Annotated in this window: 5 protein-coding genes; 2 read left to right on the top strand and 3 right to left on the bottom strand. The window is 38.0% G+C overall.

Features of this window, described 5'->3' with window-relative positions:
- Window positions 1–16: 16 nt before the first annotated feature.
- Window positions 17–9841: a T9SS type B sorting domain-containing protein gene (locus ACFQ0I_RS06770; protein WP_379940629.1), complete on the bottom strand. Its 9825-nt coding sequence runs from the start codon at window positions 9839–9841 to the stop codon at window positions 17–19.
- 458 nt (window positions 9842–10299) lie between these two features.
- Here ACFQ0I_RS06770 and ACFQ0I_RS06765 point away from each other — a divergent pair, with 458 nt between their 5' ends.
- Together ACFQ0I_RS06765 and ACFQ0I_RS06760 are read left to right on the top strand one after the other, a co-directional pair.
- Entirely contained in the window at window positions 10300–11886 is a 1587-nt protein-coding gene (locus ACFQ0I_RS06765; protein WP_379940627.1) for a peptide chain release factor 3, read from the top strand.
- Window positions 11887–12026: 140 nt separating this feature from the next.
- On the top strand, window positions 12027–12260 hold the full coding sequence (locus ACFQ0I_RS06760) for a (4Fe-4S)-binding protein (RefSeq protein ID WP_379940625.1): 234 nt from the start codon (window positions 12027–12029) through the stop codon (window positions 12258–12260).
- 158 nt (window positions 12261–12418) lie between these two features.
- On the opposite strand, the gene ACFQ0I_RS06755 is transcribed toward ACFQ0I_RS06760, so the two are convergent.
- Both ACFQ0I_RS06755 and rpoC read right to left on the bottom strand, forming a co-directional pair.
- Entirely contained in the window at window positions 12419–12736 is a 318-nt protein-coding gene (locus ACFQ0I_RS06755) for a DUF3467 domain-containing protein (RefSeq protein WP_379940623.1), read from the bottom strand.
- Between the two features lie 89 nt (window positions 12737–12825).
- On the bottom strand, window positions 12826–17127 hold the full coding sequence (gene rpoC, locus ACFQ0I_RS06750; RefSeq protein ID WP_379940620.1) for a DNA-directed RNA polymerase subunit beta': 4302 nt from the start codon (window positions 17125–17127) through the stop codon (window positions 12826–12828).
- Window positions 17128–17193 lie beyond the last annotated feature (66 nt).

Genomic DNA, 17193 nt, shown 5'->3' with positions numbered 1-17193 from the left:
CTTTTTAGTCTTTTTACTATCTATTTATGTATAACCATCCTACTTTAGGTTTCGAACCGTCTCCTAAATCCAGAACATAATAATACGTACCGTCTGGAAGTTTTTCAGAAGTATTCACTGTGGCTCTACCATTAGATGTGCCATCAAATTCGTTGTTATAATTACGTTTTGAATACACGATATTACCCCAACGATTATAGATTTCAAGTTTATTATTTGGATAATTTTCAATACAACCAATTACAAACGTATCATTCACACCATCATTATTTGGTGAAAACTCATTATAAGTAATTAAACACCCTAATTGTGTTTCAGTCGGGTCATCAAAAGTATTTCCATCAAAGTCATCTCCATCGTCACTAATATCGCTTACGGTATCTCCGTTTGGAGCATTACCTGTTGCAACTACACTATTACTCACGCCACTTGCATTAATTGCTTGTTGTGAAATAACAAAAGAAGCGGTATACGTAGCAGTCTCTCCAACTAACAATGTACCTTCTGGACTATCTAAATCTGAACTTTCAAAAGTTACAGGCGTTGACAAACTGATTACATTACCTTGAGCATCTATAAAATTATCCACTAAAAACAAGTTTGTAATTCTAACGTTTCCAATATTCTCAACTGTAATGGTGTAATTAATAACATCTCCTAATCGAACTCCAAAGTAATCGGCTATTTTTGTTACTTCAATTTCAGCTGTACAATCAGCGATTGTGGTTACAGGTACTGTGATATCCGATACATTGTATGAACAAGCATCTTTAGGATCTGTGCCATTTGCAATTTCTGTAGCATCAATAACGCCATCGCCATCGCAATCTGAGGTTGCTGTTACGGGCTCTGTAATATCTGCTACATCATAAGAACAAGCATCTTTTGGATTGGTGCCATTTGCAATTTCTGTAGCATCGATAACACCATCCCCATCGCAATCTGAAGTTGAAGTTATTGACTCCGTAATATCTGCTACATTATAGGAACATGAATCTTTAGGATCTGTGCCATTTGCTATTTCTGTAGCATCAATAACACCATCGCCATCGCAATCTGTGGCTGCCGTTACTGGCTCTGTAATATCGGCTACATTATAAGAACAAGCATCTTTTGGATTGGTTCCATTCGCTATTTCTGTAGCATCGATAACGCCATCGCCATCACAATCACCTGTTGAGTTTACTGGTGAAGTAATACTCGCTGTTACATAAGAACAGTCATCTAATGGGTCTGTATTATCGGTGACTTCTTGTCCGTTAGTAACGCCATCGCCATCACAATCCGCAGTATTCCAAGCAGCACTTGGTGCTACGGTAGCACTTGCTAACACAAAACTACATGGGTCCTGTCCGTCGGTGCCATCGGTTGCTTCATAGGCATTGGTTACACCATCGCCATCGCAATCTGCAGTGGATGTTACTACCACACTGATACTGGATGTTACATAAGAACAGTCGTCTAATGGATCTGTATTATCGGTTACTTCTTGACCGTTGTTTACGCCATCACCATCACAATCGGCGGCTTGCCAAATGGCATTGCTTGCAACATAGCCTGTATAGCCTGCTGCTTGTGCTGGATCACATGGATTGGCCTCGTCCGTGCCATTTTGGATTTCTAAATCGTCATTTATACCATCTCCGTCTGTGTCTACATTCGAATATGGATCGGTACCGTTGGTTACTTCTTGACCGTTGTTTACGCCATCGCCATCACAATCGGCGGCTTGCCAGATGGCATTGCTTGCAACATAGCCTGTATAACCAGCTACTTGAACCGGATCACATGGATTAGTCTCGTCCGTACCATTTTGGATTTCTAGATCATCATTTATACCATCTCCGTCTGTGTCTACATTTGAATATGGATCGGTACCGTTGGTTACTTCTTGACCATTGTTTACGCCATCGCCATCACAATCCGCTGCTGCCCAAATCACATTGGTAGCAACATAGCCTGTATAGCCTGCTGCTTGTAATGGATCACATGGATTGGCCTCGTCCGTGCCATTTTGGATTTCTAAATCATCATTTATACCATCTCCGTCTGTGTCTACATTCGAATATGGGTCGGTACCGTTGGTTACTTCTTGACCGTTGTTTACGCCATCGCCATCACAATCGGCTGCTGCCCAAATAACATTGGTAGCAACATAGCCTGTATAGCCTGGGGATTGTGATGGATCACATGGGTTAGTCTCGTCCGTGCCATTTTGGATTTCTAAATCGTCATTTATACCATCTCCGTCTGTGTCTACATTCGAATATGGGTCGGTACCGTTGGTTACTTCTTGACCGTTGTTTACGCCATCGCCATCACAATCGGCGGCTTGCCAGATGGCATTGGTAGCAACATAGCCTGTATAGCCCGCTGCTTGTAATGGATCACATGGATTGGCCTCGTCCGTGCCATTTTGGATTTCTAAATCATCATTTATACCATCTCCGTCTGTGTCTACATTCGAATATGGGTCGGTACCGTTGGTTACTTCTTGACTGTTGGGAACGCCATCGCCATCACAATCGGCGGCTTGCCAGATGGCATTGGTAGCAACATAGCCTGTATAGCCCGCTGCTTGTGCTGGATCACATGGATTGGTCTCGTCCGTGCCATTTTGAATTTCTAAATCGTCATTAATACCATCTCCGTCTGTGTCTACATTCGAATATGGATCGGTACCGTTGGTTACTTCTTGACCATTGTTTACGCCATCGCCATCACAATCGGCGGCTGCCCAAATCACATTGCTTGCAACATAGCCAGTATAGCCTGCTGCTTGTAATGGATCACATGGATTGGCCTCGTCCGTACCATTTTGGATTTCTAAATCATCATTTATACCATCTCCGTCTGTGTCTACATTCGAATATGGATCGGTACCGTTGGTTACTTCTTGACCGTTGTTTACGCCATCGCCATCACAATCGGCGGCTTGCCAGATGGCATTGGTAGCAACATAGCCTGTATAACCTGCTGCTTGAACCGGATCACATGGATTGGTCTCGTCCGTACCATTTTGGATTTCTAAATCATCATTTATACCATCACCATCGGTGTCTACATTGGAATATGGATCGGTACCGTTGGTTACTTCTTGACCGTTGTTTACGCCATCGCCATCACAATCGGCGGCTTGCCAAATGGCATTGGTAGCAACATAGCCTGTATAGCCTGCTGATTGTAATGGATCACATGGGTTGGCCTCGTCCGTACCATTTTGGATTTCTAGATCATCATTTATACCATCTCCGTCTGTGTCTACATTCGAATATGGGTCGGTACCGTTGGTTACTTCTTGACTGTTGGGAACGCCATCGCCATCACAATCGGCGGCTTGCCAGATGGCATTGGTAGCAACATAGCCTGTATAGCCCGCTGCTTGTGCTGGATCACATGGATTAGCTGCATCATTACCGTCGCTATTCTCTAAATCATCATTAATACCATCACCATCGGTGTCTACATTGGAATATGGATCGGTACCATTGGTTACTTCATCGCCATTAAATACAGTATCACCATCACAATCGGCTGCTTGCCAGATGGCATTGGTAGCAACATAGCCTGTATAGCCCGCTGCTTGTGCTGGATCACATGGATTGTTCTCGTCCGTGCCATTTTGGATTTCTAAATCATCATTTATACCATCTCCATCAGTATCGATATTCGAATATGGATCGGTACCGTTGGTTACTTCTTGACCGTTGGTTACTGTATCACCGTCACAATCCGCTGCTTGCCAAATGGCATTGGCAGCAACATAGCCTGTATAGCCTGCTGCTTGAACTGGATCACATGGATTAGTCTCGTCCGTGCCATTTTGGATTTCTAAATCATCATTTATACCATCTCCATCGGTGTCTACATTCGAATATGGATCCGTGCCGTTGGTTACTTCTTGACCGTTGGTTACTGTATCACCATCACAATCCGCCGCTTGCCAGATGGCATTGGTAGCAACATAGCCTGTATAGCCTGCTGCTTGTGCTGGATCACATGGATTATTTTTGTCGGTATTGTCACTTATAGTTGTTGGATTACCATCAGGCCCTGCATCTTCCAGCTCATCACTTATCCCATCACCATCAGTATCTGTAGTCGCATACGGATTGGTACCATTAGTAAACTCGTTACCATTAATGACGCCATCGCCATCACAATCGGCGGCTTGCCAAATGGCATTCGTGTTATCGAAACCTGTATAGCTTGCAGCTTGCACTGGATCGCATGGATTGTTTTTATCTGTATTATCAACAGTAGTTGCTGGATTACCATCAGGTCCTGCATCTTCCAGTTCATCACTCACCCCATCTCCATCAGTATCTGTGGTTGCATACGGGTCGGTACCATTAGTAAATTCATTACCATTAGTTACACCATCGCCATCACAATCGGCTGCTTGCCAAATAGCATTCGTGCTATCATAACCAGTATAACCCGCGACCTGTACCGGATCGCATGGATTATTTGGATCTGAATCGTTTCCATCTCCTAAACCATCACCATCTGTATCGGTAAACGTGTTATCACGATAATCTACATCGCCGCCAATTAGTACATCGCCATCTGCATCAGGGAAATCTACTTTTGGATTATTATAATTACCATTTGGATCTGAAAAGTTATCTATAGTTTCAATTAAGTTATCTAATCCATTGTTACCAACTGCTCTGTTTGTTCTACCATCAGTATTGGTATCCGCTACTCCATTTCCAGCTTCTACAATATCAAAAGCACCATCATTATCTGAATCTAAATCTAAATAGTCTGGTGTGGTATCACCATCTGTATCAACAACAACTAAAGCGGTTCCGCCATTATTAGTATCATAGGTATTATCTAAACCATCCTTATCTGTATCTATTCCGCTTGGAGCTAAATAACCAACCGTTGATTGTCCTTCCACATTATCAGGAATTGTATCGTTGTCTGAATCTAAATCAACATAATTAAATTTACCATCACCATCGGTATCCAAAATAATAAGAGGAGTTCCTCCTAAAGATGGATCAATAGCATCAATTAATCCATCGGCATCGGCGTCATTTGCAATTCCTGATCCATATTGTCCGTTTCCGTTACCATCAATTCCACCAGCTTCAATTACATCGGCAATACCATCGTTGTCTGAATCCAAATCTTTATAATCTGGTATACCATCACCATCTGTATCGATAGGAATCAATCCTCCAGGTGCTGTATCTAAAGGTCTCCCTTGAGCATCTACATCTGCACTCCCAAGAACCCCAGAACCTTCCTGTCCATTACCATCCGGATCGTTAGTTCCTCCAGCTTCGGTATAGTCTGGAATACCATCATTATCTGAATCTAAATCGAAATAATCTGGTATTCCATCTCCGTCAGTATCTGTTGGATTTGTTCTGGGATCTCCGTCTAAATCGAGATTTTCATCTTCAACAGTATCTAGTATCCCATCGTTATCGTCATCTAAATCTGTAACATCTGGAATTCCATCATTGTCTTTATCTTGAGCTGATAATTCACGCCAATCTCTATCGCCTCCTACAGGATCAGAATCCGGGTGATTTGTTGGTAATTGATTATTGTTTGTTGCATTTAACGGATTAGAAGTGTTATTCGTTAAATCTGTTGCAGGATTTGCATATTCAAAATCATCATGCAGACCATCACCATCAGCATCCACAAATTGTGCTGGATCTACCATCCCGTCTGGCACTGCAGAACCATTCCCATTATCTACCAAATCTAATGGGCCATCTATAGCATTAGCTGTAGCATTTTCAAGAATATCAAAGGCATCTCCAACCCCATCAACGCCATCTGAATTTGTATCGGCATAATCTGGTGCGCTTCCTCCATCTGTATTCGTATAACCTATACCAACCCCACCGTTATTTACATCATATGCATCATCAATTCCGTCTCCATCTGTATCTAAACCAGTAGGTGGTCTATAGGAAAATGTTGATTGACCTTCTATATTATCTAAAATGCCATCGTTATCAATATCGATATCTAAATAATTCTTGAAGCCATCGTTATCTCTGTCTTGGTTAAAACCAAAACAAGAAGGATTTGCACAAACAAAATTCCCTACAGCATTCGGATCGTTTGTATCTGCTAAACCGTCACCATCTGAATCTGCTGGTATACCCGTCCCTACAATCCCATCATTGTCTCCATCAGTTACCTGAAAATTTCCTTCGAATGTATCTGGTAATCCGTCGCCATCTGAATCTAAATCTAAATAATTTGGAAGGGCATCTGCATCTGAATTTAAAGGCGTTGGAAAAACAGCTTCTGCATCCATTGGATCGTACCAACCATTTCTATCAGCATCTGTAAAATCTACTAAAAAACCATCAACTTGACCATCATTATTAACATCATTATAATTTGAATTATTCGAAAATGCTTCGGTAGTATCTGTGATTCCGTCGTTATCTGAATCGACATCTAGAAAATTATATAAGGTATACCCAGGAGATACATCGGATGTTGCATCCGTATTTATAGGGCTTGAAATTAATATTCCACTATCTGGCGCTGTTTCCACCTCGTTAATTAAACCATTTGTACCGTAATTTACTGAATCGTATAAACCATCATTATTAGTGTCTGAATACCCTGCTTCAATAACATCTGGAATGGCATCATTGTCTGAATCTAAATCCAAGTGATTTGGTATGCCATCGCCATCGAAATCGTATAATTTTGCTATTCCAGGCGTATCATTACCAATGGTATTATTAGTATCGTCTTCATCTAAATAAGCGGGAACACCATCGTTATCAGCATCGGTATTCGGATTATTTCCTCCAGCTTCATAGGTGTCTGGTATTCCGTCGTTGTCGTCATCTAGGTCTGTTACATCGGGGATTCCATCATTATCAGAATCATCTAACACGGTAATCGTAACGGTATTAGTGCGGCATACTTGCGGAAGAGCTGCTGTATTACATACTGTATAATTAATTGTTACTGTAGTGCCTTCTTCTCCCGCCAACGGTGTGTAAGTCAATACTCCAGTTGAGGAATCAAAACTTATGGTCCCACCTGCTGTTCCTGTTCCTGCATCTACCAAACTTGTGTTTGCTCCTGGTAAAAAATCATCATTAGCTAATACATTTACTGTACCATTAAATCCTTCAGTAACAATTAAACTATCTGGTAATGTGTTTGGAATTAATGGGTTGGTTCCATTTGTAATTTCTTGTCCGTTAGTTGCGCCATCTTCATCGCAATCGGTAGCGTTCCATGCAGCACTTGGGGCTACACTGGCGCTTGCTAACACAAAACTACATGGGTCTTGACCGTCTGTTCCGTCCGTGGCTTCATTGGCATTTGTTACACCGTCGCCATCACAATCGGCTGTTGAAGTTACAGTTGCTGTGATATTGGCTGTGACAAACAAACAATCGTCTAATGGACTTGTATTATCTGTTACTTCTTGACCGTTAGTTACGCCGTCTCCATCGCAATCGGCTGCAATCCACGTTGCATTTGGAGCCACAGTTGCACTTGCTAGTACAAAACTACATGGATTTTGGCCATCTGTTCCGTCTGTTGCTTCATTGGCATTAGTTACACCATCACCATCACAATCGGCGGAAGATGTTACTGTTAAACTTATATTTATTGAAACATAAGAACAGTCATTTAATGGATTTGTTCCGTCGGTAATTTCTTGCTGGTTAGTTACGCCATCACCATCACAATCTCCAGCGTTCCACGCAGCACTTGGCGGCACCGTGGCATTAGCTAATACAAAACTACATGAGTCATTAGGGTCTGTACCATTTGAAATTTCATCCGCATTGGTTACGCCATCGCCATCATTGTCAATTATAAGAATGGTAACGGGTTCGTTAGGATCATCGACAGAAGCATTACTATCAACCTGATCTTGAGTATTTGTAATCGTATTTGTTATTGTTGTTCCACCAGTTCCATAATCAGCCTTCGCTACAATAACCAAATTTCGGATTTGGCCCGCTGTCATGGTTCCGATTGTCCAATTTGGATTTGTCCACGTTCCAGAACTTGGTGTAGCACTTACAAGTGTAAAACCGGCTGGCAACACATCTTGAATAACTACGTTGGTTACTGGGTTAACGCCTAAACTCTTAACTCTAATAGTGAAAGTAACATTTTCTAATTCATCAATAGGATCTTGATTATCTGTTTTGGTAATTAAAATATCCGGATCGCAGTTATAAACTTCTAAAAGACCTGAATCATAAGTACATGATCCTTTTGTTACTTTAACAAAATAATCACCTATACTTAGCGGTGTATAGGTATTTGCTGTTGCTCCAGGAATTAAAACATCATCTTTATACCATTGATACGCGTCAAAAGTTCCTGAATTTTCTTGTAAAATGGTACTAGGAAAACACCCACTACCTGAAACACTTAATCCAACAGTGGGAACCGTATCGAATCCAGAAAAATAACCCGCAAAACCGGCATTTGAACCTTGACTTCCAAAAGTGCCTACAGCTATAGGACCTGTAGAATTCACTTTTACTTGCCCTGTTAAACCATTAACAAAAAAGGTTTTCCATTCTGAAGTTCCGAGTGCTGGCTTTGAAGCTGGCAACACAACTGCGCCATTACTATCTGTTACTGTAATATTTGCATCAGATGTTGCCGATGATGCGATAATTGTGATTGCTGATTCATTTGTAGCCGAACCTGCAATTAAATTAATAGCAGGAATTTCATCCAAAATGCTAGGAAGCAAACAATTTAATGGCGCGATAAAATTCATTCCAATTGTTTGAATGGCATTAGGCAAACCTGTAAGACATTGAAAAGCATAGGCATCTTTTGATGTTCTTACAAACATATTTGCCCCAGCTGATGATCCTGAATAATTAGATCCCGGGATTTCTACATATTCACCGTCGTTAATAGTCGCAAAATAGGTTCCTCCAACAAAAACATCTGTACTATTTTTTGTACCAACAATTATTGGGAATTCGCTTTCATCGCTACCATTTCCTCTAACAAAAACATATTCCTTTCCTAATATACTTACCGGAACAGGTTGGTCGATACCAACATCCCTTGATTGAGATCCATTTCTAATTCCAACATTTAACCCGCCGTTGCTAATTGCTATTGGTTTATCAGAAGTAATTGTGGCACCTAGCCATCCATCCACATTCGCCGATGTTTGATTTGTAGCCGCTTCAATTACATATGTTTGTCCTGCATTTAAAGTAATTGAAAAACTATCTGCTGTATTTCCTCCGGCATTGTTCCCAACCCTAAATTGACAGTTAGGATTATAACCAAACACATTAACCACCGTATTGTCTTCGCTAGCCATTATACCTAGCGACGTAGTTAAATTTGCATTACTGGCCCTGTTAGGTATACCTCCCCATCTAAACTCTAAACCTAAAGCCCTTCTACCTTTTGCTGTTAAAGACCCCGCCTGCGCGCCACTTCTTCCCCGATAGTTTACATAAAATTTTTGCCCTCCAGGTGCCAAAAAACGCAACCCACTATTAGAAAGCACCACACCAGTATTTGCATTTGTAACTAAAGTAATATCATTATCACCGTCTGGTAATGATATAAACGATGAAAACAATTTTGGCGCTCCATTTGCCAAACCTGTTATAGTCCCAATGGGTACTGGGTTGTTTCCTCTATAAACCTGCACTGAAAATGGAGTTGTTTCTGAAGTTGATAGATAAATTTCTTGTTGCTGTATCGCAACATTATTAAAAGCCTGTTTTAATGGTGGCAAAAAGTGTTCACTATCTAATTGTGCGTGTAAAGAATTAGTAAGTAAAGCAAAAAATAACAGAAAAAATAAAAATAGCTTTGTAATGTTTTTCATAAGATTTCTTAGGGAGATTTAAAAAAGTAACATATATTTTATTCACAGTTGTATGATTTAAAATTTTGTTTGAAGTTAGAATCGGTAAGATTTCTAAAATTAACAAAATTTTAAATAAATATTTGATCTGCATTTTGAGAGAAAAGCGAAATGGCTATAGCATAAATGAAGTACTGTAACTAGTAATTCCTTTTTTATTTAACATATAACCGCTTAAAATTCAGAATAAATATCCAATTCAACAACTCTATGGTTTAGACATCGATATCGATATACAAGATATATATAATATGACGCATTTAATAACAAAAAGTCACTTTTAATTTAAAATTTCTTAAATATTTGTTATTAAAAATGACGGATCATTTTAGATTAAAAACTGATAAAAAGTAATAAGCAATAAGCACTCTTAAAATTCTACAATAAGTTTATCTTTGCAAACTATTTGAAAGATAATTATGAGTTTTATAAAAGAAATACAACGTAGACGAACTTTTGGAATTATTTCCCACCCCGATGCTGGTAAAACAACCTTAACTGAAAAGCTATTATTATTTGGTGGTGCTATACAAGAAGCTGGCGCCGTAAAAAGTAATAAAATTAAAAAAGGAGCTACCAGCGATTTTATGGAAATTGAACGCCAACGTGGTATTTCGGTAGCTACTTCGGTTTTAGCTTTTGAATATGATGGTGTAAAAATAAATATACTTGATACGCCTGGACATAAAGATTTTGCTGAAGACACCTTTAGAACGTTAACCGCCGTAGATAGTGTTATTGTTGTAATTGATGTTGCCAAAGGTGTTGAGGAACAAACTGAAAAACTGGTTGAGGTTTGTAGAATGCGTAACATCCCTATGATTGTTTTCATTAATAAAATGGATAGAGAAGGTAAAGATGCCTTCGATTTATTGGATGAAATTGAACAAAAATTAGGATTAAAAGTAGTGCCTTTAAGCTTCCCAATAGGAATGGGATACGATTTTAAAGGTATTTATAATATCTGGGAGAAAAACATTAATTTATTTAGTGGCGATAGCAGAAAAAATATTGAAGAAACTATTGAGATTTCTGATTTGCAGTCGCCAGAATTGAATAAATTAGTGGGCGATAAAGCCGCTAAAACTCTTCGTGATGAAATAGAATTAGTGGAAGGCATCTATCCTGAATTTGACAAACAAACCTATTTAGATGGGCATTTACAACCCGTATTTTTTGGTTCTGCCTTAAACAATTTTGGTGTTAGAGAATTGCTTGATTGTTTTATTGAGATTGCACCAAAACCACGGCCAAAACAGAGTGAAGAACGATTGGTAAAACCTGACGAAAAGAATTTTACAGGATTCGTATTTAAAATTCACGCTAACATGGATCCAAATCATCGCGACCGTTTGGCGTTTGTAAAAATCGTTTCTGGAACGTTTGAACGGAATAAACCCTATTTACATGTTCGTCATGGTAAAAAATTAAAATTCTCGAGCCCCAATGCTTTTTTTGCAGAAAAAAAAGAGATTGTAGATATCTCCTACCCTGGTGATATTGTTGGCTTACATGATACCGGTAACTTTAAAATTGGAGACACCTTAACCGAAGGCGAACTTATTAATTATAAAGGTATTCCAAGCTTTTCGCCAGAACATTTTAGGTATATTAATAATGCCGACCCACTTAAATCTAAACAATTATTTAAAGGCATCGACCAATTAATGGATGAAGGTGTTGCTCAGTTATTTACTTTAGAACTTAATGGCCGAAAGGTAATTGGTACTGTTGGTGCGTTACAGTATGAAGTAATACAATACCGATTAGAACATGAATACGGTGCTAAATGTACTTATGAAAATTTAAATGTATTCAAAGCTTGCTGGGTAGATCCTAAAAATTCTAAAACTGATGAATACAAGGAATTTATTCGTGTAAAACAGCGATTTTTAGCCAAAGACAAACAGAATCAATTGGTATTTTTAGCCGATTCTGCCTTTTCATTACAAATGACGCAACAAACCTATCCGAGTGTTAAATTCCATTTTACCTCAGAATTTTAGTCATTCATCGATTTTTATTCTTAAGAAAATAAGATATTCATAATTTTATGTGTGAAATATTATTAAATTATTATTTTCGTAGTAATATTTTACGATATTCAAAATTGATTAAATTTTAAGAACCCCAAACTTAAAAGCCTATGGAATCTTATAAAAACGAATTTAGTAATAAAGATATAACCGTTTGTTACGAACCTTGTAAATGCGTACACGCAGAAAAATGTGCAAAAGAATTATCCGAAGTTTTTAGATTGAGTATTATTCCTTGGATAAATTTAGACGGCACAGAAACGAAAAAAATTATTAATCAAATAAAACGTTGTCCGTCTGGGGCACTAACCTATCGGAAAAATTTTAAAAAACGTGCATCTTAATTAAATAAAAAATCCCTTTGAACGCTCAAAGGGATTTTTTGTTTTTTATGCTTGCCCCGTAGGACACACGTTTAATGGTATAGGTGGTTGCTCTACAAAACATTTCGAGCAACCTTTTTAAAGTAAAAAACGAATCTTACTTTTTCTCTTTTTATTAACTATGCTTGCCCCGTAGGACCAAAGTTTAAAGGTATGGGTGGTTGCTCGTAATCTTTAATTTCACCATGAGCATTTTCAAATCTTGCCACATTTTCTCCTAAAGCTTTTAATAAGCGTTTGGCATGTTGCGGAGTTAAAATAATTCTAGATTTCACTTTACTTTTTGGAACACCTGGCATAATATTTACAAAATCTATAACAAACTCTGATACCGAATGGTTAATTATAGCTAAGTTAGAATAGATTCCATCGGCCACTTTTTCGTCAAGTTCAATATTTATTTGTCCTTGTTTTAGTTTATCTTTTTCGTCTGACATAATCTTAATAATTTAAATAAAAAAAGCCTTCAAGTTAATTTACAAGAAGGCTTTATTTTTATATTTCCCTGCCTTCGCAGGAGTAATAATTAATTATAATTTAATTCTTGCTTCACTTGCATCATTTCGTCGAACTCTTCTTTCGAGCCAACAATAATATCAGTGTATCTACGCATACCTGTACCTGCTGGAATTCTATGTCCAACAATAACATTTTCTTTCAAGCCTTCTAAACTATCAACTTTACCAGCCACTGCTGCTTCGTTTAATACTTTAGTTGTTTCTTGGAACGATGCCGCAGAAATAAATGATTTCGTTTGAAGCGATGCTCTTGTTATACCTTGCAATATAGGTGTTGCCGTTGCAGGTTGTGCATCTCTAGCAGTAACAAGTTGTTTATCTTCTCTTCTTAAAATAGAATTTTCATCTCTTAATTGACGCGGTGTTACCACCTGACCTTGTTTAAGATTTATAGAATCTCCTGCATCTTCAATTACTTTTAATCCGAAGATAGCATCATTTTCTTGAATGAAATCATCTTTATGAACTAACTGATCTTCTAAGAATAGCGTATCACCAGAATCAATAATTTGAACTTTACGCATCATCTGTCTTACAACAACTTCAAAGTGCTTATCATTAATTTTTACACCTTGTAAACGATATACCTCTTGTACTTCGTTCACTAAGTATTGCTGAACCGCAGATGGGCCTTTAATATTTAAAATATCGTCTGGAGTTATTGAACCATCAGATAAAGGCATACCAGCTTTAACATAATCGTTTTCTTGAACAAGAATTTGATTTGATAATTTAACTAAGTATCTTTTAACCTCACCTAATTTAGATTCTACAACAATCTCGCGGTTTCCACGTTTAATTTTACCGAAAGAAACTACACCATCAATCTCACTAACTACTGCTGGGTTTGAAGGATTACGCGCTTCAAATAACTCGGTTACACGTGGAAGACCACCTGTAATATCCCCTGCTTTAGCAGACTTACGAGGTATTTTAACTAAAATCTTACCAACACTAATTTTCTCGCCATCATTAATCATTAAGTGAGAACCAACTGGTAAGTTGTAAGAACGAATCGTTTCACCACTAGCATCTTCAATATGAAGCGTAGGGATTAATTTTTTGTTTCTTGATTCTGAAATTACTTTCTCTTGGAAACCTGTTTGCTCATCAATCTCTACTTGATACGTAATACCTTGCTCGATGTTTTCGTATTTAATTTTTCCAGCAAATTCTGAAATAATAACACCGTTATATGGATCCCATGTACAAACAACATCGCCTCTATGTAATTCTTGACCGTTTTTAATTAATAACGTAGAACCGTAAGGTATGTTATTAGTACTTAATGTAATACCAGTTTTCTTATCAACTAATTTAAGCTCCGACGTACGAGAAATAACAATATCTACATCATTTCCTTCGTTATCTTTACCTTTAACAGTTTTTAAATCTTCAATTTCGGCAATACCGTTAAATTTAACTGCTAATTTATTTTCCTCTGAAATGTTACCCGCAATACCACCCACGTGGAATGTACGAAGTGTTAACTGAGTACCAGGTTCTCCAATAGACTGAGCAGCAACTACACCAACAGCTTCACCTCGTTGAACCATTTTACCAGTTGCTAAGTTACGTCCGTAACATTTAGCACAAATACCTTGTAATGCTTCACAGGTTAATGCTGAACGTACTTCTAAACTTTCAATTGGAGAATTTTCTATCTTTTTAGCAATATCATCTTCAATTAATTGTCCTGAAGCTACTAACAACTCGTCTGTTAACGGATCGTAAACATCATTCAATGCCACACGACCAACGATTCTTTCTTCTAGAGTTTCAACAATCTCATCGTTTTTCTTTAATGGCTCAACTTCAACACCTCTTAAAGTTCCACAATCCTCAGTGTTAATGATAACATCTTGAGAAACGTCTACTAAACGACGTGTTAAGTAACCAGCATCGGCCGTTTTAAGAGCCGTATCCGCTAGACCTTTACGAGCACCGTGTGTAGAGATAAAGTATTCTAAGATTGAAAGACCTTCCTTAAAGTTAGAAAGAATTGGGTTTTCAATAATTTCACCACCACCAGCATTCGATTTTTTAGGTTTCGCCATTAATCCACGCATACCTGTAAGCTGACGAATCTGTTCTTTCGATCCACGAGCTCCAGAATCAAGCATCATAAACACCGAGTTAAATCCTTGTTGGTCTTCACGAATACGTTTCATAGACAATTCAGTCAATTCCGCATTTGTTGAAGTCCAGATATCAATAACCTGGTTGTAACGCTCGTTGTTGGTAATAAGTCCCATGTTATAGTTACCCATAATACCATCAACTAAGGTATTCGCTTTATCAATCATTCCTTGTTTTTCTGGTGGAATAATAATATCACCTAAACTGAATGACAATCCGCCTTGAAATGCAAACTTAAATCCTAAATCTCTAATAGAGTCAAGGAAATCTGCCGTTTCAGGAACGGATGTATATTTTAAGATATTACCAATAATATCTCTTAACGATTTTTTAGTAAGAACCTGATTGATATATCCAGCTGCTTGAGGTACTTTTTGGTTGAAAAGCACACGACCAACAGTCGTTTCAATAATCATTGGCTCTAATTTACCATCCGCATTAATGTCTAATGTTCTTACTTTAATACCAGCGTTTAAGTCTACGCGCTTTTCATTGAAAGCGATTTCAACTTCTTCTGGAGCATAGAACGTTAAACCTTCTCCTTTAACAGGTGCTTCTGGAGTAGACGTACGCAACTTGGTCATATAGTAAAGACCAAGTACCATGTCTTGTGAAGGTACTGTTACTGGTGATCCATTCGCAGGGTTTAAGATATTGTGTGATGCCAACATTAATAACTGACATTCTAAAATAGCTTCTGGCCCAAGTGGTAAATGTACCGCCATTTGATCCCCGTCGAAATCCGCGTTAAACGCTGTACACACTAATGGGTGTAATTGAATTGCTTTCCCCTCAATTAATTTAGGCTGGAATGCTTGTATACCCAATCTGTGTAACGTAGGAGCACGGTTTAGTAATACTGGATGTCCTTTAAGAACGTTCTCCAAAATATCCCAAACCACTGGTTCTCTTTTGTCTATAATTTTCTTTGCAGATTTTACAGTTTTTACAATCCCTCTTTCAATTAGTTTTCTAATTACGAAAGGCTTGTAAAGTTCTGCAGCCATATTTTTTGGCAATCCACATTCGTGTAATTTTAATTCTGGTCCAACAACAATTACCGAACGTGCAGAATAATCAACACGTTTTCCTAAAAGGTTTTGACGGAAACGTCCTTGTTTACCTTTTAATGAATCTGATAATGATTTTAACGGACGGTTAGAATCTGTTTTTACAGCTGAAGATTTACGTGTATTATCAAATAACGAATCTACAGATTCTTGTAGCATACGTTTTTCGTTACGTAGAATTACTTCAGGAGCTTTAATCTCAACCAGTCTTTTTAGACGGTTGTTTCTTATAATTACACGACGATATAAATCATTTAAATCAGACGTTGCAAAACGACCCCCATCTAACGGCACTAACGGACGTAATTCTGGCGGGATGATTGGAATCACCTTCATAATCATCCATTCCGGACGATTTTCTCTGTTTTGGTTTGATTCGCGTAACGATTCAACAACTTGTAAACGTTTTAAAGCCTCTGTTTTACGTTGTTTAGACGTTTCAGTATTTGCTTTATGACGTAATTCGTATGATAAAGATTCTAAATCAATTCTAGCTAATAATTCAATCAAACATTCTGCTCCCATTTTAGCAAGGAACTTGTTAGGATCGGTATCATCTAAATATTGATTGTCTTGAGGAAGACTTTCTAAAATATTTAAGTATTCTTCTTCTGTTAAGAAATCCATTTTCTCTAATGGCTCTCCTTCTTCATTTTTAGCAATACCAGGCTGAATTACCACATAACGTTCGTAGTAAATAATCATATCTAATTTCTTAGATGGTAAGCCTAATAAATACCCTATTTTATTTGGTAACGAACGGAAATACCAGATGTGAGCGATTGGCACCACTAAATTAATGTGACCAACACGATCTCTACGTACTTTCTTTTCTGTTACTTCTACACCACAACGGTCGCAAACGATTCCTTTGTAGCGAATTCTTTTATATTTACCACAAGCACACTCATAATCCTTTACAGGACCAAAAATACGCTCACAGAATAAACCATCTCTTTCAGGTTTATGAGTTCGATAATTGATAGTTTCTGGTTTTAAAACTTCACCTCTAGACTCTGCTAAAATAGACTCTGGTGATGCCAAACCAATCGAGATTTTATTAAATCTCCTTACTGTATTCTTATCTTGTTTTTTTGCCATGTTCTTTTAGTATTCAGTCTCAGTCTCAATATTCAGTTTACAAACTAGGTAAACTGAATACTGTAA

The organism is Mariniflexile aquimaris (assembly GCF_042676825.1).
GTDB classification, from domain to species: Bacteria; Bacteroidota; Bacteroidia; order Flavobacteriales; family Flavobacteriaceae; genus Mariniflexile; species Mariniflexile aquimaris.
This window is presented reverse-complemented; position numbering and strand designations above follow the sequence as displayed.